We start from the raw sequence: 23,878 nt of genomic DNA on the forward strand, positions 1-23,878 counted from the left end.
GTCAGCAGTGGGTACGTGTCCACGGGGAAACGGAAGAGTCGAGGGGAACACCAGATGACGTCGCGTTCCGCGACCGGCACCGGGCCGGCCGGCCGCACCGCGCACGAGGCGGACGAGGTGGACGAAGCCCGGGTGCTGTGCGACACCCGGGCCCTGGCGGAGTGTCCGCCGCTGCCGGGCGGGGTGCTGTGGAAGCTCGCCGAGAGCGGACGGCAGCTGGACGCCAACGTGGTCCGGCTCGCCCCCGGCGACCGGATCACGGCGCACACCGAGACACAGCTGGACGTGATGCTCCTGGTCGTCTCCGGGGACGGCGTGCTCGGCGCGGGCCACGCCGACGAACCGCGGCCCCTCACGGAGGGCGCCCTGGCCTGGCTGCCGCACGGCGCACCGCGCAGCATCACCGCCGGCGAGGCGGGCCTGACCTATGTGACCGTGCATCAGCGCCGCCCGGGAATGCGCATCGGCACCCGCCCCGGCACCTGACACCCACTCCACCGGCCTTCCAGGCCCGGGCCACCAGGTACTCACCGGCCCGCCTTCCCCAGCGGCCACCGGGTACTCACCGGCCGTCCCGGTCCGTGCGGCCGCCTCGGCAACGCCCTCACGGCAGGCGCCCCTTGCACCCCGCGAGCCGCCCATTAGGGTGCCCCCGTGACCACGTTTACCGATGAGAACGTCCCCGGCCGCCACGGCCCCCACGCGACCTCCGAGGCCGACCCGCGCGCGGTCGGCCGGGTGCGCACCGAGTACTCCCCGGCCCATGACGGCGACCCGGACCCCGGCGAGATCGTGTGGACCTGGGTGCCGTTCGAGGAGAACGACGGCCGGGGCAAGGACCGCCCGGTGCTGGTCGTCGCCCGGGAGGCCACCGGCACGCTGCTGGCCGTACAGCTGTCCAGCAAGCGGCACGACCGCGACCGGGAGTGGGTCGCGATCGGCAGCGGGCCGTGGGACCGGTCGGGCCGCGACTCATGGGTGGACGTGGACCGCGTCCTGCGGCTCCACGAGGAGGGCATGCGCCGGGAGGCGTGCGCGCTGGACCGGATGCGCTTCAACCTCGTCCGGCAGCGGCTGCACGAGCGCTACGGCTGGACCTGACCCGCGCGCGGCGCGCCGGTCGCGGCCGGGAACGCCTTGACGAACGCCTCCCGCACCGCCGTACCCGGGGTCCTGTCCAGGATCCCGAACACCACGTGCGCGAACGTCCCGGCGAACCGGCCGCCGGGACCGAGCAGGGCCCGGAACGCGCCCGCGACCTGCACCGGTTCGTTCCGGAACACCCCGCAGCCCCAGGCGCCGAGCACCAGGCGGCCGTAGCCGTGCGCGGCGGCCGTCTCCAGGACGCGCTCGGCCCGCACGGCGAGCGCGCCCGGCAGTTCGGCGGCCCGCCGTGGTTCCGTACGCCGTACGACACCCGCGTTGGGGGCGGCGGCGGTCAGGAAGCCCGCGAGGTACGGCTCGGCCAGCAGCCGGCCCCGGTCGTCGCGGAAGACCGGCACGGCCGGGGAGTGGATCACCCGGTCCGTGTAGAAGGGGTCGCGGTGGGCGCGGTGGTGGTCGTAGAAGGGGCGGGCCGCCAGCAGGCAGGCGTACAGCGCGGAGGCGCGGCACAGGGCCTCCTCCTGCGCCTGCGCGCCGTTCAGATAGCCGCCGCCGGGATTGCGCGCGGAGGCGAAGTTCAGGACGGCGACCGGGGCCCCGGCCAGCCGGCGGGCGGCCTCCAGGCTGCTCTCCCCGGTGACCTCGAAGACGGTACCGGCGGCCGCCCGGGAATCCGGTTCCGGGACGGAGACCGGTTCCGGGACGGAGACCCGTTCCGGGACGGAGACCGGTTCCGGACCGAACATCCGCGTACCGGCCCGCGCGGCCTCGATCTCCGCCGCGAGGGACACCTCACGGCCGTCCGGCGCGCGGTACCGGCCCGCGGCCACGATCGCTTCCGTCTCCGCGGCGATCCCGCGCAGGCGCGCGCTCATGGCGCCACCCCCGTGGGCGCCGTGTCCGCGGCCTGCGCGGTCTCCCCCGTCGTGCTCATGCACGCATCCTGAGTGATGCTGGTGATGCGGTGCAACGGAGTTTCCCGCCCCCGGAACGGTCCGGAGAACGCGTACGGAAACGGAGATGACCGAACCGGAACGTACCGAGGGGCACCCTTGTGCGAATCGGCTCGAGGGTCTTGGGTGGAACGCGCGCCTGACCGGCCCCGCGTCCGAACGGGGCCGGTGGCATGGTGGAATCTCAGGAGGATCCCGACATGTCCGATTCACAGAGCGACGGTGGCGACTGTACGGACCACCGCACCGCCGTCGCCGAAGCCGAGGTGGAGGCCCTGGTCCGGGGCATCTGCTTCAAGACCGGGCCGCCCCGCGCGCTCGGTGTCGAACTGGAGTGGCTCGTCCATGAGCTGCGCGCCCCGCAGCTCCCCGTGACACCCGAACGACTCCAAGCGGTGTACGCCGCGCTGCGGGCCCTGCCCCTGCGCTCGCCGCTCACCGTGGAGCCCGGCGGCCAGCTGGAGCTGAGCTCGCCGCCCGCCGCCTCCCTGATGGAGTGCATCGGCACCGTCTCCGCCGACCTGGCCACCGTCCGCGCCGTCCTCGCCGAGGAAGGCCTCGGTCTGGTCGGCATCGGCCACGACCCCTGGCACGCCCCCCGCCGGTTCCTGCACGAGCCGCGCTACGACGCGATGGAGGCCTGCCTGGACCGCACCGGTCCGGCCGGCCGGCACATGATGTGCGCCTCCGCCTCCGTGCAGGTCTGCGTGGACGCCGGCCACGAGGAGCCCGGCCCGCTCGGGTACCGGCGCCGCTGGTGGCTGGCCCATCAGCTGGGGGCGGTCCTGGTGGCCGCGTTCGCCAACTCCCCGCTGATCGGCCGCGAGCCCACGGGCTGGCGGTCCAGCCGGCAGCTGATGTGGATGGAGATCGGCGCCGGACGCGCGGGCGCTCCCCCGCTGGACGGCGAGCCGCGCGCCGCGTGGGCCCGGCACGTGCTCGACTCCCCGGTGATGTGTGTACGCCGGGACAGCGGGCCGTGGGAGGTGCCCGAGGGGCTCACCTTCCGGGAGTGGACCCGTTCCCGGTCGCCCCGGCCGCCCACCCGGGCGGACCTGGAGTACCACCTGACCACGCTGTTCCCGCCGGTCCGGCCGCGGGGCCACCTGGAGCTGCGGATGATCGACGCGCAGCCCGGCGACGACGGCTGGATCGTGCCGCTCGCGGTGACGGCGGCGCTGTTCGACGACCCGGCGGCCGCCGAGACGGCGTACCGGAGCGTCAAGCGCCTCGCGGAACGGGCCCTGAACCTGCCCGCCCCGCACAATCCGCTGTGGACCGACGCGGCCCGCCTCGGTCTCGCCGACCCGGAGCTGCGCGAGGTCGCCGCCGTGTGTTTCGCGGCGGCGCTCCAGGCCCTGCCCCGGCTCGGCGCCACCGCCGAGGTGACCGGCGCGGTGGCCGCGTATCTGGACCGCTATGTCGCCCGGGGCCGCTGCCCGGCCGACGACCTGCTGGACCGGCCGGCGGGCAGGGGCCTGCCGGCGCACCGGTCCGGCCGCACCGCCCACGGGAGGAAGGACATCCGCACATGACCGCCCCCGAGACCGACACCGAGACGACCGAGGCGGACACCGAGACGCTGCGCGAGCGGGTGCTGGCCTCCCTCACCACCGCACGGGACCGCACCACGCTGCTGACCAGTTGCGTCGAGGAGCCCGACCTGACCGCCCAGCACTCGCCGCTGATGTCCCCGCTGGTGTGGGACCTCGCGCACATCGGCAACCAGGAGGAGCTGTGGCTGCTCCGGGCGGTCGGCGGCCGGGACGCCATGCGGCCCGAGATCGACAGCCTGTACGACGCCTTCGAGCACCCGCGGGCCGAGCGCCCCTCGCTGCCGCTGCTGCCGCCCGCCGAGGCCCGGCACTACGCGGCCGAGGTGCGCGGCCGGGTGATGGACCTGCTGGAGAAGGCCGACTTCCACGGCACCCGGCTGACCGAGGCCGGATTCGCCTTCGGGATGATCGCCCAGCACGAACAGCAGCACGACGAGACCATGCTGATCACCCATCAGCTCAGGAGGGGCCCGCAGGCCCTCACCGCCCCGGACCCGGAGCCGGCCCCGCTGTTCACCGGCCCGGCCGAAGTCCTCGTCCCCGGGGGGCCGTTCACCATGGGCACCTCGGCCGAGCCGTGGGCGCTGGACAACGAACGCCCGGCGCACGCGCGGGAGGTGGCGCCGTTCTGGATCGACACCACGCCGGTGACGAACGCGGCGTACCAGGCGTTCATCGAGGACGGCGGCTACGACACCGAGCGCTGGTGGACGCCGGAGGGCTGGGCGCACATCAGGCGGCACGCGATCACCGCGCCGCTGTTCTGGCGCCGGGACGGCGACCACTGGCTGCGGCGCCGCTTCGGGCTCACCGAGGCGGTCCCGCCGGACGAGCCGGTGCTGCACGTGTGCTGGTACGAGGCAGATGCCTACGCCCGCTGGGCCGGGCGGCGGCTGCCCACCGAGGCGGAGTGGGAGAAGGCCGCCCGGCACGACCCGGCCACCGGCCGCTCCCTGCGCTACCCGTGGGGCGACGCGGACCCGGCACCGCAGCACGCCAACCTGGGCCAGCGGCACCTCAGGCCCGCACCCGCCGGCAGCTACCCGGCCGGTGAGTCACCGCTCGGCGTACGGCAGTTGATCGGTGACGTGTGGGAGTGGACGGCGAGCGACTTCCTGCCGTACCCGGGCTTCCAGGCCTTCCCGTACAAGGAGTACTCGGAGGTGTTCTTCGGCTCCGACTACAAGGTGCTGCGCGGCGGCTCGTTCGCCGTGGACCCGGTGGCCTGCCGGGGGACGTTCCGCAACTGGGACCACCCGATCCGGCGGCAGATCTTCTCCGGGTTCCGCACCGCCCGCTCGGAGGCCGTCTGATGTGCCGTCACCTGGCCTACCTGGGGCCCGAGGCACCGCTCGGCCGGATCCTCGTGGAGCCGGAACACAGCCTGCTGCGCCAGTCGTGGGCGCCCCGGCGGCAGCGCTACGGGACGGTCAACGCCGATGGTTTCGGGGTCGGCTGGTACGCCCCCGACGACCCCGTCCCGGCCCGCTACCGGCGCGCCGGGCCGATCTGGGCGGACCTGTCCTTCGCGGACCTGGCGCGGGTGGTGCGCTCCGGGTGCGTCCTCGCCGCCGTACGGGACGCGACGCTCGCGGGCGCCGACGCCGAGGCCGCCGCGGCGCCCTTCGCCTCGGGCCGGTGGCTGTTCAGCCACAACGGCGCCCTCGCGGGCTGGCCCGACTCGGTCGCCCCGCTGGTCTCCGCCCTGCCCCCGGTCGAGCTGCTGTCGCTGCAGGCCCGTACCGACTCGGCGTTCGTGTGGGCGCTGGTCCTGCACCGGCTGCGCGGCGGCGACGAACTCGACCAGGCCCTCGGCGAAACGGTTCGTCAGCTGGCCGGGGCGGCCCCGGCCTCCCGGCTGAACCTGCTGCTGACGGACGGCACGACGATCGCCGCCACCGCCTGGGGCGACACCCTCTGGTACCGCACGGAGCCCGGCCGGAGCACGGTCGTCGCCTCCGAGCCCTACGACGACGACCCCCTCTGGCAGGAGGTCCCCGACCGCACCGTGCTCACCGCGAGCCGCGCCGGCGTGCTGCTCGCACCGCTGGAGGATCCGGCGGCCGCACCAACGAAGGAGCCCTGTACGTGAGCCCCCTGCACGTCACCCGCACACTCCCCGAGGACGCGACGGACGCGGCGTTGCGCGCCGACGTCCTGCACGGCCTCACCGTCCACCCCAAACGGCTGCCGCCCAAGTGGTTCTACGACGCCCGCGGCAGCGAGCTGTTCGAGCAGATCACCGAGCTGCCCGAGTACTACCCCACGCGCGCCGAGCGGGAGATCCTGGCCGGCCGGTCCGGCGAGATCGCCGCGGCGAGCGGCGCCCGCACGCTGGTCGAACTCGGCTCCGGCTCCTCGGAGAAGACCCGCTATCTCCTCGACGCGCTCTCGCCCGGGGCGTACGTCCCGGTCGACGTCAGCGAGAGCGCCCTCACCCAGGCCGGGCAGGCGCTCGTCGCGGAGCGCCCGGGCCTGGACGTCCACGCGCTGATCGCGGACTTCACCGCCCCGCTGGCCCTGCCCGAGACGCCCGGCCCCCGGCTGGTGGCCTTCCTCGGCGGCACGATCGGCAACCTGCTGCCCGCCGAACGGGCCGGCTTCCTGGCCTCCGTACGCTCCCTGCTCGCCCCCGGCGACGGGCTGCTGCTCGGCACGGACCTGGTCAAGGACGAGCGGGTGCTGGTCCGGGCGTACGACGACGCGGCCGGGGTGACGGCCGCGTTCAACAAGAACGTGCTGGCCGTCGTCAACCGTGAACTGGACGCCGACTTCGACCCGGACGCCTTCGACCATGTGGCGCTGTGGGACGCCGGGCGCGAGTGGATCGAGATGCGGCTGCGCTCCCGGGTCGCGCAGACCGTGAAGGTGCCCGCGCTGGACCTGGCCGTGCACTTCGCGGCCGGCGAGGAGCTGCGCACCGAGGTCTCCGCGAAGTTCCGCAAGGAGGGCGTGACCCGCGAACTGGCGGCCGCCGGGCTTGAGTTGACCCACTGGTGGACGGACGCCCAGGGCCGCTTCGCGCTGTCGTTGAGCGTGGTGCGGTGAGTCACACGTCCGGGGTGAGTTCCTCGGTGATCCTCGCGGAGGCCCGGCGGGCCTCCGTCACCGGGTCCGCGCCCTGGAGCACCCGGGTCATGTACTCCTTGATCGGGTTGTCGGCCTCGACGTCGGCCCACTGAGGGGTGCTGGGGGTCGCCCGGCCGTGTGCCGCGCCCGCGGCCATGGCGGCGACCCCCTCCTCGCCCGCGACCGCGCTCGCCAGCGTGCTCTTGTTGGGCACGTAGTTCATGGTGCGGGCGAGTTCGGTGTCCCACTTGGCGCCGACGAGCGCCCCGACGACCGCGGTCGCGGCGAACTGGTCCTTGGTGTTCTCCGGGACGACCAGGTCCGAGCCGCCGGTGAAGACGGTGCCGGGCCGCGCGGCGGTCGTGCCGGGCACCGGGAAGTACCCCAGCTCGTCCTGCAGACCGGGGTTCTGCCGCACGATCGACTGGGCGAGCCCCGGTACGGCGATGATCTGCGCCACCCTGCCGCCGGCGAACACCCCGGCCTGGGGCGGGTGTTCCTCGTCGGCGCCGACCGGGCCCCGGCCCAGCGCCTGCAGCCGCCGGTAGAAGTCCATGCCGCGCAGCGCGGCGGGGGTGTCGAGGGCGCCCTCCCACTTGTAGTCCTTCTGCCGGGCGAGGTCGCCGCCCTCGTCCCAGATGAACCCCGAGAGGGTGTACCAGTCCTGGCCGGCCAGATAAATTCCCTGGTTGCCGCGGGAGTTCAGCTTCTCGGTGTCGGCGAGCCACTCCTCGCGGGTCTTCGGCACCCGGGTGATGCCGGCCGCCTCGAACAGGTCCTTGCGGTAGATGACGACGCGGTTGGCCGCGTACCAGGGGATGCCGTACTGCGCGTTGCCGTCCTTGCCGGGCTGGGCGAGGGCCGGCAGCCAGGTGTCCTTGCCCCAGTCGCGCATCGACTCCAGCGTGAGGTCGGCGAGCCTGCCGCCGTCGGCGTACAGCGGCACCTGGGTGTTGCCGACCTCGATGACATCGGGTCCGTGGCCGGAGTCGTCCTGGAGCGCCTTGCGGACCTTGTCGACGATGCCGGTCCATTGCTGGATGCGGATGTCGAGGCGCAGGTCCTTGTGGGTGCGCTCGAAGTCCTCGGTGAAGCGCTGGAGAAACTCCTTGGAAGCGCTGTCCTTCATCAGCCACACGGTGACCGTCTTGCGCTCGTGGCCGCCCGGGAGCATCCCGCACGCGCTCACGAGGGAACCGGTGACACAGACGAGGGCGAGCAGACGACGTCTCACGAGGGGTCCTGTTCTGTCTGGCGGGGATGCGGACAGGGTGCGGGGGCCCGACGTGGGGGACGAGCGGTACCGCTCGTACGGGTGTGCTGGATTTTGGTATGGACCAATGCGGAGGTCAAGGGGCGGCCGCGGCGGGGATGGGGCACGGTGGAGTACGGCGTGACAGGAGAGGAGCACCCCGATGACGAACCACACCTACCGGGTCACCGAGATCGTCGGCACGTCGCACGAGGGCATCGACCAGGCCATCCGCAACGGCATCGCCCGCGCCGACCAGACGCTGCGCAACCTGGACTGGTTCGAGGTCACCCAGGTCCGCGGCCAGATCGAGAACGGACGGATCGAGCACTACCAGGTGGGGCTGAAGGTGGGCTTCCGCATCGAGGACGCGGACTGACCGTCGCCCGGCGTCAGGTACGGCCCTCCCGCTCCTGAGCCTCCTGGAGCGCCGCGGACTTCGCGGCCCAGCGGGCGCGTACGACGGTGAACCCGGCGCGCTCGGCGTCGTCGCAGACCAGCTCGTCGTCGTCGACGAGGACACGGATCTCGCGGTCCTGGGCGAGCCGGCGCAGGATCTCCAGCTTGGTGAACCGGGCGGGCCTGCGGTCGGCATTGCCCCGCATGTACACCCGCCCCTCGGGCAGTCCGTGGGCCGCGAGCCACTCCAGCGTGTCGCGTCGGCAGCGCTCGGGGCGGCCGGTGAGATACAGCACCTCGCACTCGCGGGCACTCCGCACGGCGAGCGCGATGCCCTCGGCGAGGGGCGGGTCCGCGGGCGCGGCGGCGAAGAACGCGGCCCAGTCCTTCGGCCGTACCTCCAGGAAGTGCTGCCGGTGCGCGGTGTCGGCGAGGGTGTTGTCCAGGTCGAACACGGCGAGCGGACGGCTGTTGCTGTCGGTCACGGGGCCACCTTAGCCAGCGGCCGGCGAGCCAGGAATTCCGGGCCCGCCAAGGCGTTGAACCCTCTGTGAGCAGCTCAGTGATCGCCCGGACCCGCGTCTCCGTCCTCGACCGTTCCCGCACCCGCGAGGGGCACCCGCCCGCCGAGGCGCTGAGGGACACCGTCGCACTGGCGCGCCGGGCGGAGGCGCTCGGCTATCACCGTTTCTGGGTGTCGGAGCACCACGGGGTGCCCGGTGTCGCGGGTTCCGCGCCGACCGTGCTGGCCGCCGCGGTCGCCTCGGCCACCCGGACGATCCGGGTCGGCACCGGCGGGGTGATGCTGCCCAACCACCAACCGCTCGTCGTCGCCGAGCAGTTCGGCGTCCTGGAGTCCCTCTTCCCCGGCCGGATCGACATGGGGATCGGGCGTTCCGTCGGGTTCACCGACGGGGTGCGCAAGGCCCTCGGCCGCGACCGGGGGGCCGCCGAGGACTTCGCGTCCCAGCTGGACGAGCTGCTGGGCTGGTTCGAGGGCGGCTCGCCGGCCGGGGTGCGGGCGCGTCCCGCCGAAGGGCTGCGGGTGCCGCCGTTCGTGCTGGCCCTGGGCGAGGGCGCGCGGATCGCGGCCCGCGCCGGAGTGCCGGTGGTGATCGGCGATCTGCGCGGCCGGGAGAAGATGCTGCGCGGCATCGACCAGTACCGCTCCCTGTTCCGCCCCTCCCGCTGGGCGTCCGAGCCGTATGTCGTGATCTCCGGGACGGTCGCGGTCGCCGGCACCGAGGAGGAGGCGCGGCGGCTGCTCGTACCGGAGGCCTGGTCGACGGCGTACTCACGCACCCACGGCACCTTCCCGCCGCTCGCCCCGGCCGAGGAGATCGAGGCCCGCCCGATGACCCCGAAGGAGCGCGACTTCTACGAGGCCGCGCTCGCCGGGCACATCGCCGGCACCGAGGACCAGGTCGCGCACGAGCTGGAGACGGTGCTGAAGGAGACGGGGGCCGACGAGGTGCTGGTGACCACCAGCACCTACGACCGTACGGCCCTGCTGGACTCCCACCGGCGGCTCGCCGCGCTGTTCACGCCGGGCCGCTGAGGCCGGGCGGCGCACGGCACCACGGCCCCGAGATGCGGACCCGGCCGGGGCCGGTGACCCTGGAAGGGGAAGCCTCAAGCGACGAGGAGGGCTGCCGTGTCCATGATGGACAAGATCAAGCAGATGCTCAAGGGCCACGAAGACCAGGCCAAGACCGGCGTGGACAAGGCCGGGGACATGATCGACCAGAGGACCCAGGACAAGTACAGCTCCCAGGTCGACGCAGCGCAGAAGCGGGCGGACCAGTACATCGACCAGAATCGCCGGGACAACCCTCCGCGGTAGCGGCCCTCGGGCGTGGATAGGGTTGTACCTCTATGCACAGCCCACACGACGGGTATGTCCACGTCCGCGATGCCCGGGAACACAATCTGAAGGGTGTCGACGTCGACATCCCCCGTGACGTCCTGGCCGTCTTCACCGGCGTGTCCGGCTCCGGGAAATCCTCCCTGGCGTTCGGCACGATCTACGCCGAGGCGCAGCGGCGGTACTTCGAGTCGGTCGCGCCGTACGCGCGCCGGCTGATCCACCAGGTCGGGGCGCCCCGGGTCGGCGAGATCACCGGGCTGCCGCCCGCGGTCTCGCTGCAGCAGCGCCGGGCGGCCCCCACGGCGCGTTCCTCGGTGGGCACGGTCACTCATCTCTCCAACTCCCTGCGCATGCTGTTCTCCCGGGCCGGGGACTATCCGCCGGGCGCCCAGCGGCTCGATTCGGACGCGTTCTCGCCGAACACGGCGGCCGGTGCCTGCCCGGAGTGCCACGGTCTCGGCCAGGTGCACGACACCACCGAGGAACTGCTGGTCCCGGACCCCTCGCTGTCCATCCGTGAGGGCGCCGTCGCCGCCTGGCCCGGCGCCTGGCAGGGCAAGAACCTGCGCGACATCCTCGACGCGCTCGGCCACGACGTGGACCGGCCCTGGCGCGAGCTGTCCGCGCGGGCGCGGGAGTGGATCCTGTTCACGGACGAGCAGCCCGTCGTCACCGTGCACCCCGTCCGGGACGCCGACCGCATCCAACGGCCGTACCAGGGCACGTACATGAGCGCCCGCCGGTATGTGCTGAAGACGTTCTCCGAGACCAGGTCGGCGTCGCTGCGGGCGAAGGCGGAACGGTTCCTCACCAGCGCGCCCTGCCCGGTGTGCGGGGGCAGCCGGCTGCGGCCGGAGGCGCTGGCCGTGACCTTCGCCGGCCGGACCATCGCCGAACTCGCCGCGCTGCCCCTGACCGACCTGGCCGCGCTGCCGGCCGGCCGTACCGAGACCGCGCGGGTCCTCACCGAGGACCTGAGGTCCCGGATCGCGCCGGTCGTCGAACTGGGCCTCGGCTACCTCAGCCTCGACCGCTCCACCCCCACCCTGTCGGCGGGTGAGCTGCAACGGCTGCGGCTGGCCACGCAGTTGCGCTCCGGGCTGTTCGGCGTCGTCTACGTCCTGGACGAGCCGTCCGCCGGACTGCACCCGGCGGACACCGAGGCGCTGCTGACCGTGCTGGCCCGGCTGAAGGCGGCGGGCAACTCGGTGTTCGTGGTGGAGCATCATCTGGAGGTGGTGCGGGGCGCCGACTGGCTGGTGGACGTGGGCCCCGGTGCGGGCGAGCACGGCGGCCGCGTGCTGTACAGCGGGCCGCCGGCCGAGCTGGCGTCGGTCGAGGAGTCGGCGACGGCGGCCTTCCTCTTCGACGAGTCACCCGGCCCGGCGCGCGAAGTCCGCTCCCCGCGCGGCTGGTTGACGGTGGGCCCGGTGACCCGGCACAACCTGCGCGCGGTGACGGCCGAGTTCCCGCTCGGCGCGTTCACCGCCGTCACCGGGGTCTCCGGTTCCGGAAAGTCCACGCTGGTCGGCGAGTTGACGGAGGAGCTGGCGGGCGTGGAGCGGCTGGTCCGGGTCGACCAGCGGCCGATCGGGCGCACCCCGCGCTCCAACCTGGCCACCTACACCGGCCTGTTCGACGTCGTACGCAAGGTGTTCGCCGGCACCGAGGAGGCGCGGGCCCGCGGGTACGGCGTCGGCCGGTTCTCCTTCAACGTCTCCGGTGGGCGCTGCGAGACCTGCCAGGGCGAGGGCTTCGTCAGCGTCGAGCTGCTGTTCCTGCCGAGCACCTACGCACCGTGCCCGGACTGCGGCGGCGCCCGCTACAACCCCGAGACCCTGGAAGTCACCTACCGCGAGCGCGACATCGCGGAGGTGCTCGATCTGACGGTGGAGGCCGCGGCGGAGTTCTTCGCCGACATCCCGGCCGCCGCCCGCAGCCTCGGCACCCTGCTCGACATCGGCCTCGGCTATCTGCGGCTCGGGCAGCCGGCGACCGAGCTGTCCGGCGGTGAGGCGCAGCGGATCAAGCTGGCGAGCGAGCTGCAGCGCGGCCGGCGCGGCCACACCCTCTACCTGCTGGACGAGCCCACCACCGGGCTCCACCCGGCCGACGTGGAGGTCCTGATGGACCGGCTGCACGGGCTGGTCGACGCCGGGCACACCGTCGTCGTGGTCGAGCACGACATGACGGTGGTCGCGGGCGCCGACTGGGTCATCGACCTGGGCCCCGGCGGCGGCGACCGGGGCGGCCGGATCGTGGCGTCCGGTCCGCCGGAGCGGGTGGCGCGGGCGGCGGGCAGTGCGACGGCGCCCTATCTGGCGCGGGTGATGCCCTGAGCCGTGCCGGGCCGTCAGCTGGTCCCGAGCCCGACGCCCAGGACCGTGGCGATGGCACCGGGTGCGCCGGCGCCGTAGGCGACCACCATGGACTGGCCGATCGCCACGTCCGTCGCGTCCGCCCACCCGGCCCAGGTCAGCCGGGCGTCCAGTCCCGGGATCGTACGGAACGGGCTGTGGTCCAGCCAGCTGCCCCGCACCTCCGCGAGGAGTTCGCCGTCGCGGCGCAGCTGTGCCCGGCGCAGCCCGGTGGGCCGCAGCTCATAGGCCCGGTCCGCCACCAGGGCCGTACGGGTCCGGACTCCGCGGCGTACGTCCCAGCCGCTGCGATCGGGCTTCTCGCAGGGGATCACCTGCTTGTCGATGCTCATGGAGCCGTACTCGCGGCCGGGCCGGACCATGACCGGCGGCATCCGCGGAGCCTGTACGGCCACGATGACCGCCGGCCAGTTGTCGTGCCTGAGCCGTATCGGTCCCAAGGGGCTGTCCACCATGCGGTGGTTCGACAGGCGCACCGTGCGGCGTGTGGTGAAAAAGGGCACCGCGCAAGGCTAGACCAGCGCCGCGTGCGTCCAGTCCGGTTCGCCCACGCGGCCGGGCTGTGCGGCCCGGGCCAGGGACTTGCGGGTGGTGTGGCGGCCGGCCGGGATGACCGGGAGTACCTCCACCTCGGCGACCAGGCCCCGGGTGCGGGCCACCCGCCACAGGGAGGCGAGCAGGGTGTCCTCGCCGACGAACGCCGCCGCCGTGCTCGGTCCGCCGCCGCTCTGCCGGTAGCGCAGGCCGACCGGTTGCACGGGCACCCCGGCGTCGAGTGCCGCCTGGAAGACGGCCCGGTGGAAGCGGCCGTGGGCCCGGCCGCACCAGGTGCTGCCCTCGGGGAAAGCGGCGACGGCGGCGCCCTCGCGCAGCGCCTCGGCGATCCGGGCGACCGTCTCGGGCAGGGCGCGGATCCGGTCCCGCTCGATGAACAGGGCTCCGCCGCGTGCGGCCAGCGGGCCCGCCACCGGCCACTGCCGGATCTCGGTCTTGGCGAGCATCCGGGCGGGGCGTACGGCGGCCAGCAGCGGGATGTCCAGCCAGGAGACATGGTTGGCGACCAGCAGCAGCCCGCCGGCCGGTGCGGCGGCGGTGCCGGTGATACGGACCCGGACTCCCATGGCCCGCACGATCGCCCGGCACCACCGCCCGACCCACGCGGCGGGGATCCTCCCGCCGAGCGGGGACAGCGCGATCCCGGCCAGCACCAAGACCGCGGCCGCGGTCAGCCGCAGCACGGCCCGGGGTACGGCCGTGGCGGCCCGGGCCCGCTCCACACAGGCGCCCGGGGTGCAGGGCGCGCTGGGCAGCCAGACGCTCATCAGGCCGGCACGAGGGAGAGGAAGTGCCGCAGATAGCGCGGGTTGACCCGGCGCATCGACAGCAGCACGTACAGGTCGGCGACCCCGAAGTCGGGGTCCTGCGCGGGCGCGCCGCACACCCAGGCGCCGAGGCGCAGGTAGCCGCGCAGCAGGGCGGGCAGCTCACGGTGGCCGGCCGGGGCCTCGGCGTTCGGGAGCCAGGGCAGCAGGGGCCGTACCCGGTACTCCTCCGGGGCCAGGTGCCTGGCGCGCACCCGCTCCCAGGTGGCCGTCGCGAGGGCGCCCCCGTCGGCGAGCGGCACCGAGCAGCAGCCCGCCAGCCACTCGTGCCCGCGGTCGGTCATGTAACGGGCTATCCCGGCCCAGATCAGGCTGATGACGGCGCCGTCGCGGTGGTCGGGGTGCACACAGGAGCGGCCGACCTCGACCAGCCCGGGCCGGATCGCGTCGAGCGCGGCCAGCTCGAACTCGCCCTCCGAGTAGAGCCGCCCGGCGACCGCGGCCCGCTCCGGCGGCAGCAGCCGGTAGGTGCCGACGACCTGCCCGGTGCCGGTGTCGCGGACGAGCAGGTGGTCGCAGTAGGCGTCGAAGGCGTCGACGTCGTGGCCCGGCTGCGGCGTGGCCAGCAGGGCCCCCATCTCACCGGCGAAGACGTCGTGCCGCAGCCGCTGCGCGGCCCGCACGTCGTCCTCGTCGCGGGCGAGGGTGACGGTGTAGCGGGTCGGTGCCGCGGGCTGTGGGGGGCGGTCGAGGGTGGAAACGCCGGTCATGGCTCTCTCCTGGTCACGGGCCGGTTCGGCGACGGGGCGGCGGGCGGGTGGCGATACGGCCGCCGTTCCTGTTCTTCCGACGCCGGTTGGCCTGCGTGTGACCGCCGGCAGGAGAGCGGATGTGGGGATGCTGAACGCCGGGCTCCCGGCGATCACGGAAAACCAGACGGGGCCGGTGAGCACCATCCCCGGCCCCGCCCGTTCGCCTGTGCGACGAACGTTTCCTCCTCAGCGGGGCGCTACCTCTTCCCCACCTTCCGGGTGGCCCTCAGCCACTCCTTGTTCATGCTCGTGATGGACACCAGCGGGATCCCCTTGGGGCAGGCGGTCGCGCACTCACCCGTCAGCGTGCACCCGCCGAACCCCTCCTCGTCCATCCGCGCCACCATGTCCAGCACCCGCGTCTCCCGCTCGGGCGCCCCCTGGGGCAGGACGTTGAGGTGGTTGACCTTGGCGGAGGTGAACAGCATCGCCGCGCCGTTGGGACACGCGGCGACACACGCGCCGCAGCCGATGCACTCCGCGTGCTCGAACGCGAAGTCGGCGTCGGCCTTGGGCACCGGCGTGGCGTGCGCCTCCGGCGCGGACCCGGTCGGCGCGGTGACATAGCCGCCGGCCTGGATGATCCGGTCGAACGCGGACCGGTCGACGACCAGGTCCTTGATCACCGGGAAGGCCGCCGCCCGCCACGGCTCGATGTCGATCGTGTCGCCGTCCTTGAAGGACCGCATGTGCAGCTGGCAGGTGGTGGTGCGCTCCGGCCCGTGCGCGTCGCCGTTGATGACGAGCGAGCACGCGCCGCAGATGCCCTCGCGGCAGTCGTGGTCGAAGGCGACCGGGTCCTCGCCCGCGAGGATGAGCTGTTCGTTGAGGACGTCCAGCATCTCCAGGAAGGACATGTCGGACGAGATGCCGTCCACCTCGTACGTGGACATCGCTCCTTCGGCGCCGGCGTTCTTCTGCCGCCAGACGCGCAGGGTGAGCTTCATGCGTAGCTCCGCTGGGTGGGGTGGACGTACTCGAAGACCAGGTCTTCCTTGTGCAGGGTCGGGGCCACGCCCGTACCCGTGAACTCCCAGGCCGCCGCGTAGCCGAACTCGTCGTCCTTGCGGGCGGCCTCGCCGTCCGGGGTCTGGGACTCCTCGCGGAAGTGGCCGCCGCAGGACTCGGCGCGGTGCAGCGCGTCGAGGCACATCAGCTCGGCGAGCTCCAGGTAGTCGACGATCCGGTTGGCCTTCTCCAGCGACTGGTTGAACTCCTCGCCGGTGCCGGGCACCTTGATGCGCCGCCAGAACTCCTCGCGGATCTGCGGGATGCGCTCCAGCGCCTTGCGCAGTCCGGCGTCGGTGCGGGCCATGCCGCAGAACTCCCACATCAGCTCGCCGACTTCACGGTGGAAGGAGTCGGGTGTCCGGTCGCCGTCGACGGACAGCAGCCGCCGCAGCCGGTCCTCCGTCTCGGTCAGCACTTCGCGCACCACCGGGTGTTCGGTGGTGACCGGGTCCTGGTGGGGATTGCGGGCCAGGTAGTCGTTGATGGTGGCCGGGAGCACGAAGTAGCCGTCGGCCAGGCCCTGCATCAGCGCGGAGGCGCCGAGCCGGTTGGCGCCGTGGTCGGAGAAGTTGGCCTCGCCGATCGCGAACAGGCCCGGGATGGTGGTCTGCAGGTCGTAGTCGACCCACAGGCCGCCCATCGTGTAGTGCACGGCCGGGTAGATGCGCATCGGCACCTCGTACGGATCCTCGTCGGTGATCCGCTGGTACATGTCGAAGAGGTTGCCGTACTTGGCTTCGACCGCCTTGCGCCCCATCCGCCGGATGGCGTCGGCGAAGTCCAGGTAGACGCCCTGGCCGCCGGGGCCCACTCCCCTGCCCTCGTCGCAGACGTTCTTCGCGGCGCGGGAGGCGATGTCGCGCGGGACCAGGTTGCCGAAGGAGGGGTAGATGCGCTCCAGGTAGTAGTCGCGCTCGTCCTCGGGGATCTGGTTCGGCGGGCGGGTGTCGCCCTTGGCCCTGGGCACCCAGATCCGGCCGTCGTTGCGCAGCGACTCGCTCATGAGGGTCAGCTTGGACTGGTGGTCGCCGGTGCGCGGGATGCAGGTGGGGTGGATCTGCGTGAAGCAGGGGTTGGCGAAGTACGCGCCGCGCCGGTGCGCCCGCCAGATCGCGGTCGCGTTGGAGTTCATGGCGTTGGTCGACAGGTAGAAGACGTTTCCGTACCCGCCGCTGGCGAGTACGACGGCGTCGGCGAAGTAGGTGTCGACGCGCCCGGTGATCAGGTCGCGGGCGACGATCCCCCGCGCCCTCCCGTCCACGACGATCAGGTCCAGCATCTCGGTGCGCGGGTGCATCTCCACGTTGCCCGCCGCGATCTGCCTGCTGAGCGCCTGGTACGCGCCCAGCAGCAGCTGCTGGCCCGTCTGGCCGCGGGCGTAGAAGGTGCGGGAGACCTGGACGCCGCCGAAGGAGCGGGTGTCGAGCAGGCCGCCGTACTCGCGGGCGAAGGGCACGCCCTGGGCCACGCACTGGTCGATGATCTCGACCGAGATCTGCGCGAGGCGGTGGACGTTGGACTCGCGGGCGCGGAAGTCGCCGCCCTTGACGGTGTCGTAGAACAGCCGGTGGATCGAGTCGCCGTCGTTGCGGTAGTTCTTCGCCGCGTTGATGCCTCCTTGCGCGGCGATGGAGTGGGCGCGCCGCGGCGAGTCCTGGTAGCAGAACTGGACGACGTGGTAGCCCTGTTCGGCCAGGGTGGCACCCGCCGAGCCGCCGGCCAGGCCGGTGCCGACCAAGATGACCGTGTGCTTGCGCCGGTTGGCGGGGTTGACCAGCTTGGCCTCGAAGCGGCGCTTGTCCCAGCGCTCGTGGATCGGTCCTGACGGGGCCTTGGAGTCGGTGACCGGCTCGCCCGTCGCGTAGTTCACGTATTCGGTCATGTCAACTCACCACTCCGGTCATGACGCCCACGGGTACGGCGATGAAACCGGCCGTGAGCAGCAGCGCGAGGACGTTGGCGACGGTCTTCAGGGCGCGGTCGCGGGCGCGGCTGCCGACGCCGAGGGTCTGCGCGGCGCTCCAGAATCCGTGCCGGATGTGCAGGCCGAGCGCGAGCATCGCGACGATGTAGATGACGTCGCCGTACCAGGTGGAGAAGGTGTCGACCACGTTCTGGTACGGGTGGCCCGCCTGGAAGCCGCCGGAGTGCACGGTGCCGGTGGTCAGGTCCAGGATGTGCCAGACGATGAACAGGCCGAGGATGATGCCGCCCCAGCGCATGGTGCGGGTGGCGTAGCTCGCCCGCGGCTTCCTGTGCACGTACTTGCTGGGCCGCGCCTTGATGTCGCGGCGGCTGAGCTGGTACGCGGAGGTGGCGTGGGCGACCACGGCGACGACGAGGACGATCCGGATGAGCCAGAGCGTCCACTCGTAGTGCATGAAGGGTTCGCCGATGGTGCGCAGCCAGTGGGCGTAGTGGTTGAACTCGTCCGCCCCGAAGTAGATCTTCAGGTTCCCGATCATGTGCGCAACCAGGTACAGCAGCATGATCAGGCCGCTGACGGCCATCACCGTCTTCTGGCCGACGGAGGAGTCCCACATCGTGCGCGCCATGGACGGCCGTCGGTCCGTCCGCGTTGCCAGAGCCATGACTCAAGACGCTAGGCCCGGACAGCCCCATCGGTCCAAGACATGGTCCAGCTTGATTCCATAGGCTGGGGCTATCCTGTAACCGTGCAGTTCCAGCAGCTTCAGTACTTCGTGGCCGTCGCCGAGACCCGGCACTTCACCCGGGCCGCCGAGCTGGTCCATGTCGCCCAGCCGTCCCTGTCCCAGCAGATCAAGGCGCTGGAGCGGGAGCTGGGCGCCGACCTGTTCCTGCGCGCCCGGGGCAACATCACGCTCACCGACGCGGGCGAGGCACTGCTGCCACTGGCCCGGCGGATCCTCGCGGACGCGGACACGGCCCGCCACGAGGTGCAGGAGCTGGTGCAGCTGCGGCGGGGCCGGGTCCGGCTCGGCGCGACGCCGAGCCTGTGCACCGGGCTGCTCCCGGACGTCCTGCGCGCCTTCCACGACCGCTATCCCGGCATCCAGCTCCTGATCGAGGAGGGCGGCTCGCACGACCTGGTGCGGGAGCTGGCCCGCGGCGCGCTCGACCTCGCCCTGGTCGTACTGCCGTTGCCGACGCCGGCGCCTGCGCTGACCACGGTGGAGCTGCTGCGGGAGGATCTCGTGGTGGTGTCCTCACCGGAGGTGCCCGCGCCCGGCCGGAGCAGCCGGGTGGTGCGCATCGCGGACCTGGAGGGCGAGCGGCTGGTGATGTTCCGGCACGGCTACGACCTCAGGGAACTGACCGTCGCCGCGTGCCGGGCGGAGGGGTTCGAGCCGGACTTCGCGGTGGAGGGCGGCGAGATGGACGCGGTGCTGGGGTTCGTGCGGGCGGGACTCGGGGTTGCTGTGGTGCCGCGGATGGTCGCCACGCGGGCGGGGCAGGGGCTGCGGGTCACGCCGTTGGCGCGGCCGGGGCTGCAGCGGGTCATCGCATTGGCTCACCGGAGTGACGTTGCGCCGCCGCGGGCTGCGCGGGAGCTTCAGCGGATGCTGCTTGAGCGGTGACGGTGCTTGGTGCCGGATGCGTCTGCCCATTGAGCGCCGTTTCGGACTTTGGCGCCGTTGTGGTTGCTCGCGCAGTTCCCCGCGCCCCTTAGTGGGGGGCTGCGCCCCCCACACCCCCCCGATCAGCCTGTTGCGTCCACCAGCGCCAGGTCGTGCAGGCGATCCGGTGGGCCCGGGCGGGCGTAGTACCAGCCCTGGGCCGTGTCGCAGCCCAGTATGCGGAGTTGTTCGGCCTGGGCGCCGGTTTCCACGCCCTCGACGGTGACCGCGAGGTCGAGGCTGTGGGCGAGGGTGACGATCCCCTCGACGATCTTGAGGTCGACGGGGTCGGCGGGGAACTGCTGCATGCCCCGGGTGAAGGAGCGGTCCAGTTTGAGGATGCGCACCGGGAGGCGGCGCAGATTCGCCAGGTTCGAGTAGCCGGTGCCGAAGTCGTCCAGGGCGATGTCGACGCCCATCTCGGCCAGCCGGTGCAGGGGTTTGAGCAGGTCGTCGTCGGCGCCGATGAGCGCGGACTCGGTGACCTCCAGGCACAGGGCGTCCGGGGCGACACCCGCGCGCTCGAGGATGTCGACGGTGTCCTGGACCAGGCCCGGATGGCTGAGCTGGCAGGGCGAGAGGTTGACGTTGATGCGCAGCGGACCGGCGGTGGTCTCCTCGCCGTGGCGTTCTCGCCAGGCGCGGGCCTGGCGGATGGACTCCTCCAGGACCCAGCGGCCGAGCGGGACGATCAGGCCGGTGTGCTCGGCGAGCGGGATGAAGCGGTCGGGGCCGAGGACGCCGTGCTGCGGGTGCAGCCAGCGGACGAGGGCCTCGGCGCCCCGGACGCTGCCGTCCCCGAGGTGGACCAGCGGCTGGTACTCGATGAAGAACTCGCCGCGCTCCAGGGCCGTGGGCAGCGCCGTGGTCAGGCCGTGGCGGGTGATCGCGCGGGCGTCGGCCTCCGGGTCGGCGAGTTCGGAGCGGTTGCCGCCCGCCGATTTGGCCCGGTACATGGTGATGTCGGCGCTGCGCAGGACCTCCGCCGCCGTGCGCTCGCCCGCCGGGCCCTCGACGATGCCGAGGCTGCCGCGCACCAGCAGGTCACGGCCGTCGATGCTGACGGGCGTGACGAGGGCGTTCATGATGCGCTCGGCGAGCTCGTCGACCTTGCGCTCGGTGCCCGGGCCGGTGGTCAGGGCCACGAACTCGTCGCCGCCGAGCCGGGCGACCATCTCGCCGGGCGCGGTCGCGCAGGACTGCAGCCGGTCGGCGACCTCCACCAGCAGCCGGTCGCCGGCCGCGTGCCCGAGGCTGTCGTTGATGGTCTTGAAGCCGTCCAGGTCGAGGTAGCACAGGCCGAAGCGCTGGCCGTCGCCGGCGTTCAGCGCCTTCTCCAGGCGCTCGAAGAACAGGCTGCGGTTGGGCAGGCCGGTGAGCGCGTCGTGGGTGGCCTCGTAGCGCAGCCTCAGGTTGAGCAGCCGGCGCTCGGTGGTGTCCTCCATGAGGGCGAGCTGGTACTGCGGGTCGCCGTCGGCGTCGCGCAGCAGGGAGACCGTGAGGTTGGTCCACAGCACCGTGCCGTCGGGGCGGTTGAAGGCCTTTTCGAGGTGGTAGTGCTCGCGCTCGCCGCGGACGAGTTCGTCGTAGAGCTTCCAGGTCTGCGGCGCGTCCTCGGGGTGCACCCAGTCCTGGACGCGGCGGCCGCGCAGGGCCTGGTCGGACTGCCCGAACATGCGCAGCAGCGCCTCGTTGACCTGGAGGACGTTGCCGTCCAGGTCGGCGATGCCGATCCCTATGGCGGCGCCCTCGAAGACCGCGCGGAAGCGGGCCTCGCTGGCGTGCAGGGCCTCGGCGACCACGCCCTGCGCGCGGAGCGCGGCCTGGGCGATGGACTCCTGCTCGGCGAGGGTGCGTTCGCGCAGCGCCTCGGCGTATCCGGCGGCCATCGCGTGCTGCAGCCGCGAGCAGCGCAGCCGCGGTTCGTCCTGGGGGCCGTCCCCGGCGCAGTACAGCACCAGGTAGGCGTCCACGCAGTCCAGGGTGCGGGTGAGCGCCTCGGGGTCGGTGCAGTGCGCGCCGACCAGGGCGGCGCCGACCGCCTTCGCGCCGTCCGCGTCGAAGCCGTGCGCCAGCAGCAGCCCGCTCAACCGGCGTGCGAGCGGAAGCAGTTGTTCCTCGAACTCGGCTCGGGTCAGCGACGTGGAGGTCACCGGGTAGACCGCCCGGCTCCAGATGGTCGTGAACCGGCGCAGTCTGTCCTCCGGCCCGTCCGGCTCGGCGCTCACGCCGTACGCCCCACGCCGGCGAATCCGGAGAAGGCGAACGGATCCTCGTCCTGAGGCGCCGACTCCGGCCGCCAGTGCGGCATCGGCACCAGTCCCGGTTCCACCATGTCGTACCCCTCGAAGAACCGCGCGATGTCGTCGCGCGAGCGCATGATGAGCGGATTGCGAATGTTCTTGTATACGTCCACCGCGCCCTCGGCCCGCTCGGCAGGCACCGGGATTCCCTCGTACGAGGCATGCGTGAGGATCAGCAGGCTGCCGGGCGCGAGCGCGTCGCGCAGCTCGGCCACCGCACCGTAGGGGTCGTCCGCGTCTTCCACGAAGTGCAGTATGGCAACGAGAAGGAGGGCAACCGGCCGGTTCCGGTCGATCAGCCGCTCCACCTGGGGGCTGGAGAGGATCTCCTGCGGCTTGCGCAGGTCCGCCGCGACCACGTCCGCCGTGTCGTTCCCGGCCAGCACCGCCTGGCTGTGCGCGACGGCCACCGGGTCGTGGTCGACGTAGATCACGTGCGCGCCCGGTACGGCGGCCTGGGCCACCTCGTGGACGTTGCCGAAGGTCGGGACGCCGGAGCCGATGTCGAGGAACTGGGTGATGCCCTCCTGGGCCGCGAACCGCACGGCACGGCGCATGAACGCCCGGTTGGCCTGCATGATCTTCGGCAGGCCCGGCATGAACTCCATCGCCTTGCGGGCCGCTTCCCGGTCCACCTCGAAGTTGTGCGAGCCGCCCAGGTAGTAGTCGTAGATCCGCGAGACGCTCGGCACCGTGATGTCGATGCTCCGTGGGGCCCAGGCGGGGCGCTCCATGTATCTCTCCAAGGGCAGGGGACAGGGACAGGCGATCCGGTGTTCGAGCTGAGGCTACTGATCGCCCGGCAAAGGAGCGACCCAAACCGGAAATTGACCGTCCGTTCCCCGCCACTGCCTGCGGCAAGTGCCCGTATGGCACCGCTGTGTGACGGATTCCGGCAACACAGAACGGTCCGCCCCCTCCGTGCGGTGCGGAGGGGGCGGACCTTCGGTGGCGCTCCGGGCCGGGCGGGGCGATCGACCCTGGGGAGGTGATCTAGTTGCCCGGCGCGCCGACCGGCTTGCCGTCGGGCGAGACGGCGTACCAGGTGCCGCCCACGCCCTGACCGTTGGTGTCGCCGGGGGCCTTGTCCCCGGAGAAGGTGTAGATCGGCCAGCAGTTGACCGTCATCTGCTGGACGCCGTCGGGCCGGGTGAAGCCCATCAGGCCCTTCTTCTTGACGCCCTGGGTGTCCTCGGGCTTGACGATGCCGACGGCCGGCCACTTCTGCAGGCAGGCCCCGGTGCAGTTGGAGACGGACTTCGGCCAGGCCTTGTCCTTGAGGAAGCGGTAGACCGTCATGCCGTTCTTGTCGACGACGATGTCGCCCAGCTTGGGGTCCTTGCGGACGGACAGACCGGGCAGGGCGGCCAGGGAGGCCTTCTTGCCGTTCGGGGCCAGCGCGAACCACTTGCCGCCCACGCCCTGGCCGTTGACGTCCCCGGCGTTGACGTCCTTGGCGTAGCGGTAGGCGGGCCAGCCGCCGATGGTGAGCTGCTTGCTGCCGTCGGCGCGGGTGACCTCGCCGAGCAGCGCCTTGTCGATGCCGGCGCCCGCCGTGGCGTCGTTGGCGGGCACCGGCGGCCAGGTGGTGGCGCAGTCGCCGTCGCAGTTCGACTTGGGCGGGTTGGCGGTGTCCTTGTCGAACCGGTAGAGGGTGAGGCCGGAGCCGTCGGTCACGACGCTGCCCAGATCGGGGTTGCTGGCCACGGTGAGCTTGCCCGCGGGGGCGGCCGGGGTCGGGGAGCTGGAGCTCTGGTTGCCGTCGGCGCCGTAGCCGTTGCCGGATCCGGTACCGGTGCCGACACCGGCGCCGGTGGTCGGGCTGCCCGCGGGCGCGGTGGCACCGACGTTCTGGGCCGCCGATGCCGGGGTGGTGCTGTTGTCCTGACCGCACGCCGTCGTCAGCGCCAGCACCGCAGCGGCTGTGGCCACCAGTGAGGCGGTCCGCCAGGAGGTCTTCATTTCCAACTCCCCATATTCGCCTGGATGTTGCAGCGCCCTGCCGCGCCGCCGCACGGCCATGGGTACGGACCGAGGGGGCCGGAGCGTTCAATGGGGAGGGGAAGTTCTTCGGGAAATTCTTTCCGCACGCTGTGATCCGCGCCGCCGCGCGTGCCGGTGCGCGGGGCTGGTACGGGCGTGAGCACGGCGCCAACACCGCTTTCTTCGCGTCAAACCACGGATCGCACTATGTCCTTCCTTCGGAGCAATCCCGGCGCACTGCGGCGTACGGCCGGGTTCCGCACCCCATGA

At 72.6% G+C, this 23,878-nt stretch carries 23 protein-coding genes; 11 read left to right on the plus strand and 12 right to left on the minus strand.

Annotation, left to right across the window (positions count from 1 at the left end; translation table 11 throughout):
- Positions 1-54 precede the first annotated feature (54 nt).
- Positions 55-486, plus strand: coding sequence for a cupin domain-containing protein (locus ABB07_RS03810; RefSeq protein ID WP_244189210.1), 432 nt, complete (start codon positions 55-57; stop codon positions 484-486).
- 168 nt (positions 487-654) lie between these two features.
- Positions 655-1,101 carry a type II toxin-antitoxin system PemK/MazF family toxin gene (locus ABB07_RS03815; RefSeq protein ID WP_208897261.1) on the plus strand — a complete coding sequence of 149 codons (447 nt, stop codon included), beginning with the start codon at positions 655-657 and terminating at the stop codon, positions 1,099-1,101.
- Here ABB07_RS03815 and ABB07_RS03820 read toward each other — a convergent pair.
- The gene (locus ABB07_RS03820; protein WP_208897263.1) at positions 1,086-1,979 is read right to left on the minus strand and encodes a TIGR02452 family protein; all 894 of its coding nucleotides are present in this window, start codon (positions 1,977-1,979) and stop codon (positions 1,086-1,088) included. The two genes, ABB07_RS03815 and ABB07_RS03820, sit on opposite strands and share 16 nt — an antisense overlap.
- Before the next feature lie 278 nt (positions 1,980-2,257).
- Between ABB07_RS03820 and egtA the strand changes: the two genes are divergently transcribed.
- The 4 genes from egtA to egtD are packed head-to-tail and all read left to right on the plus strand — an operon-like array spanning position 2,258 to position 6,661.
- Positions 2,258-3,592, plus strand: coding sequence for an ergothioneine biosynthesis glutamate--cysteine ligase EgtA (gene egtA, locus ABB07_RS03825; protein ID WP_208897265.1), 1,335 nt, complete (start codon positions 2,258-2,260; stop codon positions 3,590-3,592).
- Positions 3,589-4,926 (plus strand): ergothioneine biosynthesis protein EgtB, encoded by a 1,338-nt coding sequence (egtB, locus tag ABB07_RS03830; RefSeq protein WP_208897267.1) that lies wholly within the window; start codon positions 3,589-3,591, stop codon positions 4,924-4,926. The genes egtA and egtB overlap by 4 nt, the downstream gene beginning before the upstream one ends.
- Positions 4,926-5,705 carry an ergothioneine biosynthesis protein EgtC gene (gene egtC / locus ABB07_RS03835; RefSeq protein ID WP_208897269.1) on the plus strand — a complete coding sequence of 260 codons (780 nt, stop codon included), beginning with the start codon at positions 4,926-4,928 and terminating at the stop codon, positions 5,703-5,705. The genes egtB and egtC overlap by 1 nt, the downstream gene beginning before the upstream one ends.
- On the plus strand, positions 5,702-6,661 hold the full coding sequence (gene egtD, locus ABB07_RS03840) for an L-histidine N(alpha)-methyltransferase (RefSeq protein WP_208897271.1): 960 nt from the start codon (positions 5,702-5,704) through the stop codon (positions 6,659-6,661). Before egtC ends, egtD begins: the two co-directional genes overlap by 4 nt.
- Position 6,662: 1 nt before the next feature.
- Here egtD and ABB07_RS03845 read toward each other — a convergent pair whose 3' ends face one another.
- On the minus strand, positions 6,663-7,916 hold the full coding sequence (locus ABB07_RS03845; RefSeq protein WP_208897273.1) for an extracellular solute-binding protein: 1,254 nt from the start codon (positions 7,914-7,916) through the stop codon (positions 6,663-6,665).
- Positions 7,917-8,097: 181 nt separating this feature from the next.
- On the opposite strand from ABB07_RS03845, the gene ABB07_RS03850 reads away from it, so the two are divergent.
- A complete protein-coding gene (locus ABB07_RS03850; protein WP_208897275.1) occupies positions 8,098-8,313 on the plus strand; it encodes a dodecin in 216 nt (71 codons plus the stop codon).
- 13 nt (positions 8,314-8,326) lie between these two features.
- Here ABB07_RS03850 and ABB07_RS03855 read toward each other — a convergent pair whose 3' ends face one another.
- Entirely contained in the window at positions 8,327-8,818 is a 492-nt protein-coding gene (locus ABB07_RS03855; protein WP_208897277.1) for a phosphatase domain-containing protein, read from the minus strand.
- A 65-nt stretch (positions 8,819-8,883) separates the two neighbouring features.
- Here ABB07_RS03855 and ABB07_RS03860 point away from each other — a divergent pair, with 65 nt between their 5' ends.
- From ABB07_RS03860 to ABB07_RS03870, 3 genes are all read left to right on the plus strand, one after another.
- Positions 8,884-9,891 carry an LLM class flavin-dependent oxidoreductase gene (locus tag ABB07_RS03860; RefSeq protein WP_208897279.1) on the plus strand — a complete coding sequence of 336 codons (1,008 nt, stop codon included), beginning with the start codon at positions 8,884-8,886 and terminating at the stop codon, positions 9,889-9,891.
- Positions 9,892-9,987: 96 nt separating this feature from the next.
- Positions 9,988-10,176, plus strand: a complete 189-nt coding sequence (locus ABB07_RS03865) for an antitoxin (protein ID WP_208897281.1) — start codon at positions 9,988-9,990, stop codon at positions 10,174-10,176.
- A 32-nt stretch (positions 10,177-10,208) separates the two neighbouring features.
- Positions 10,209-12,539, plus strand: a complete 2,331-nt coding sequence (locus tag ABB07_RS03870) for an ATP-binding cassette domain-containing protein (protein WP_208897283.1) — start codon at positions 10,209-10,211, stop codon at positions 12,537-12,539.
- Between the two features lie 14 nt (positions 12,540-12,553).
- Here the strand turns inward: ABB07_RS03870 and ABB07_RS03875 are convergent, their stop codons facing one another.
- From ABB07_RS03875 to ABB07_RS03900, 6 genes are all read right to left on the minus strand, one after another.
- The gene (locus tag ABB07_RS03875; RefSeq protein ID WP_208897285.1) at positions 12,554-13,081 is read right to left on the minus strand and encodes a hypothetical protein; all 528 of its coding nucleotides are present in this window, start codon (positions 13,079-13,081) and stop codon (positions 12,554-12,556) included.
- A gap of 9 nt (positions 13,082-13,090) precedes the next feature.
- The gene (locus ABB07_RS03880; protein WP_208897287.1) at positions 13,091-13,900 is read right to left on the minus strand and encodes a lysophospholipid acyltransferase family protein; all 810 of its coding nucleotides are present in this window, start codon (positions 13,898-13,900) and stop codon (positions 13,091-13,093) included.
- Positions 13,900-14,670, minus strand: a complete 771-nt coding sequence (locus ABB07_RS03885; RefSeq protein ID WP_208897289.1) for a GNAT family N-acetyltransferase — start codon at positions 14,668-14,670, stop codon at positions 13,900-13,902. The genes ABB07_RS03880 and ABB07_RS03885 overlap by 1 nt, the downstream gene beginning before the upstream one ends.
- 239 nt (positions 14,671-14,909) lie before the next feature.
- On the minus strand, positions 14,910-15,659 hold the full coding sequence (locus ABB07_RS03890) for a succinate dehydrogenase/fumarate reductase iron-sulfur subunit (RefSeq protein WP_208897291.1): 750 nt from the start codon (positions 15,657-15,659) through the stop codon (positions 14,910-14,912).
- Entirely contained in the window at positions 15,656-17,605 is a 1,950-nt protein-coding gene (locus ABB07_RS03895; protein ID WP_208897293.1) for a fumarate reductase/succinate dehydrogenase flavoprotein subunit, read from the minus strand. Before ABB07_RS03895 ends, ABB07_RS03890 begins: the two co-directional genes overlap by 4 nt.
- 1 nt (position 17,606) lies before the next feature.
- On the minus strand, positions 17,607-18,278 hold the full coding sequence (locus ABB07_RS03900) for a succinate dehydrogenase (protein ID WP_208903266.1): 672 nt from the start codon (positions 18,276-18,278) through the stop codon (positions 17,607-17,609).
- Positions 18,279-18,398: 120 nt separating this feature from the next.
- On the opposite strand from ABB07_RS03900, the gene ABB07_RS03905 reads away from it, so the two are divergent.
- Positions 18,399-19,283: a LysR family transcriptional regulator gene (locus tag ABB07_RS03905; protein WP_208897295.1), complete on the plus strand. Its 885-nt coding sequence runs from the start codon at positions 18,399-18,401 to the stop codon at positions 19,281-19,283.
- A 122-nt stretch (positions 19,284-19,405) separates the two neighbouring features.
- On the opposite strand, the gene ABB07_RS03910 is transcribed toward ABB07_RS03905, so the two are convergent.
- The 3 genes from ABB07_RS03910 to ABB07_RS03920 all read right to left on the minus strand — a co-directional run bounded on the left by ABB07_RS03910 (position 19,406) and on the right by ABB07_RS03920 (position 23,587).
- Positions 19,406-21,550, minus strand: coding sequence for a putative bifunctional diguanylate cyclase/phosphodiesterase (locus tag ABB07_RS03910; protein ID WP_208897296.1), 2,145 nt, complete (start codon positions 21,548-21,550; stop codon positions 19,406-19,408).
- Positions 21,547-22,359, minus strand: coding sequence for an SAM-dependent methyltransferase (locus tag ABB07_RS03915; protein WP_208897298.1), 813 nt, complete (start codon positions 22,357-22,359; stop codon positions 21,547-21,549). The genes ABB07_RS03910 and ABB07_RS03915 overlap by 4 nt, the downstream gene beginning before the upstream one ends.
- A 259-nt stretch (positions 22,360-22,618) precedes the next feature.
- Positions 22,619-23,587 carry an SCO0930 family lipoprotein gene (locus tag ABB07_RS03920; protein ID WP_208897300.1) on the minus strand — a complete coding sequence of 323 codons (969 nt, stop codon included), beginning with the start codon at positions 23,585-23,587 and terminating at the stop codon, positions 22,619-22,621.
- Positions 23,588-23,878 lie beyond the last annotated feature (291 nt).

The sequence above is a fragment of the Streptomyces incarnatus genome (assembly GCF_001027185.1).
Lineage (GTDB): Bacteria > Actinomycetota > Actinomycetes > Streptomycetales > Streptomycetaceae > Streptomyces > Streptomyces puniciscabiei.

Excerpts from the sequence above, each read along its gene's own strand:
- ABB07_RS03810 (WP_244189210.1), top strand. The coding sequence starts at position 55 with ATGACGTCGCGTTCCGCGACCGGCACCGGGCCGGCCGGCCGCACCGCG.
- ABB07_RS03820 (WP_208897263.1), bottom strand. The coding sequence starts at position 1,979 with ATGAGCGCGCGCCTGCGCGGGATCGCCGCGGAGACGGAAGCGATCGTG.
- egtA (WP_208897265.1), top strand. The coding sequence starts at position 2,258 with ATGTCCGATTCACAGAGCGACGGTGGCGACTGTACGGACCACCGCACC.
- egtB (WP_208897267.1), top strand. The coding sequence starts at position 3,589 with ATGACCGCCCCCGAGACCGACACCGAGACGACCGAGGCGGACACCGAG.
- egtC (WP_208897269.1), top strand. The coding sequence starts at position 4,926 with ATGTGCCGTCACCTGGCCTACCTGGGGCCCGAGGCACCGCTCGGCCGG.
- ABB07_RS03850 (WP_208897275.1), top strand. The coding sequence starts at position 8,098 with ATGACGAACCACACCTACCGGGTCACCGAGATCGTCGGCACGTCGCAC.
- ABB07_RS03870 (WP_208897283.1), top strand. The coding sequence starts at position 10,209 with ATGCACAGCCCACACGACGGGTATGTCCACGTCCGCGATGCCCGGGAA.
- ABB07_RS03880 (WP_208897287.1), bottom strand. The coding sequence starts at position 13,900 with ATGAGCGTCTGGCTGCCCAGCGCGCCCTGCACCCCGGGCGCCTGTGTG.
- ABB07_RS03885 (WP_208897289.1), bottom strand. The coding sequence starts at position 14,670 with ATGACCGGCGTTTCCACCCTCGACCGCCCCCCACAGCCCGCGGCACCG.
- ABB07_RS03890 (WP_208897291.1), bottom strand. The coding sequence starts at position 15,659 with ATGAAGCTCACCCTGCGCGTCTGGCGGCAGAAGAACGCCGGCGCCGAA.
- ABB07_RS03895 (WP_208897293.1), bottom strand. The coding sequence starts at position 17,605 with ATGACCGAATACGTGAACTACGCGACGGGCGAGCCGGTCACCGACTCC.
- ABB07_RS03900 (WP_208903266.1), bottom strand. The coding sequence starts at position 18,278 with ATGGCGCGCACGATGTGGGACTCCTCCGTCGGCCAGAAGACGGTGATG.
- ABB07_RS03915 (WP_208897298.1), bottom strand. The coding sequence starts at position 22,359 with ATGGAGCGCCCCGCCTGGGCCCCACGGAGCATCGACATCACGGTGCCG.
- ABB07_RS03920 (WP_208897300.1), bottom strand. The coding sequence starts at position 23,587 with ATGAAGACCTCCTGGCGGACCGCCTCACTGGTGGCCACAGCCGCTGCG.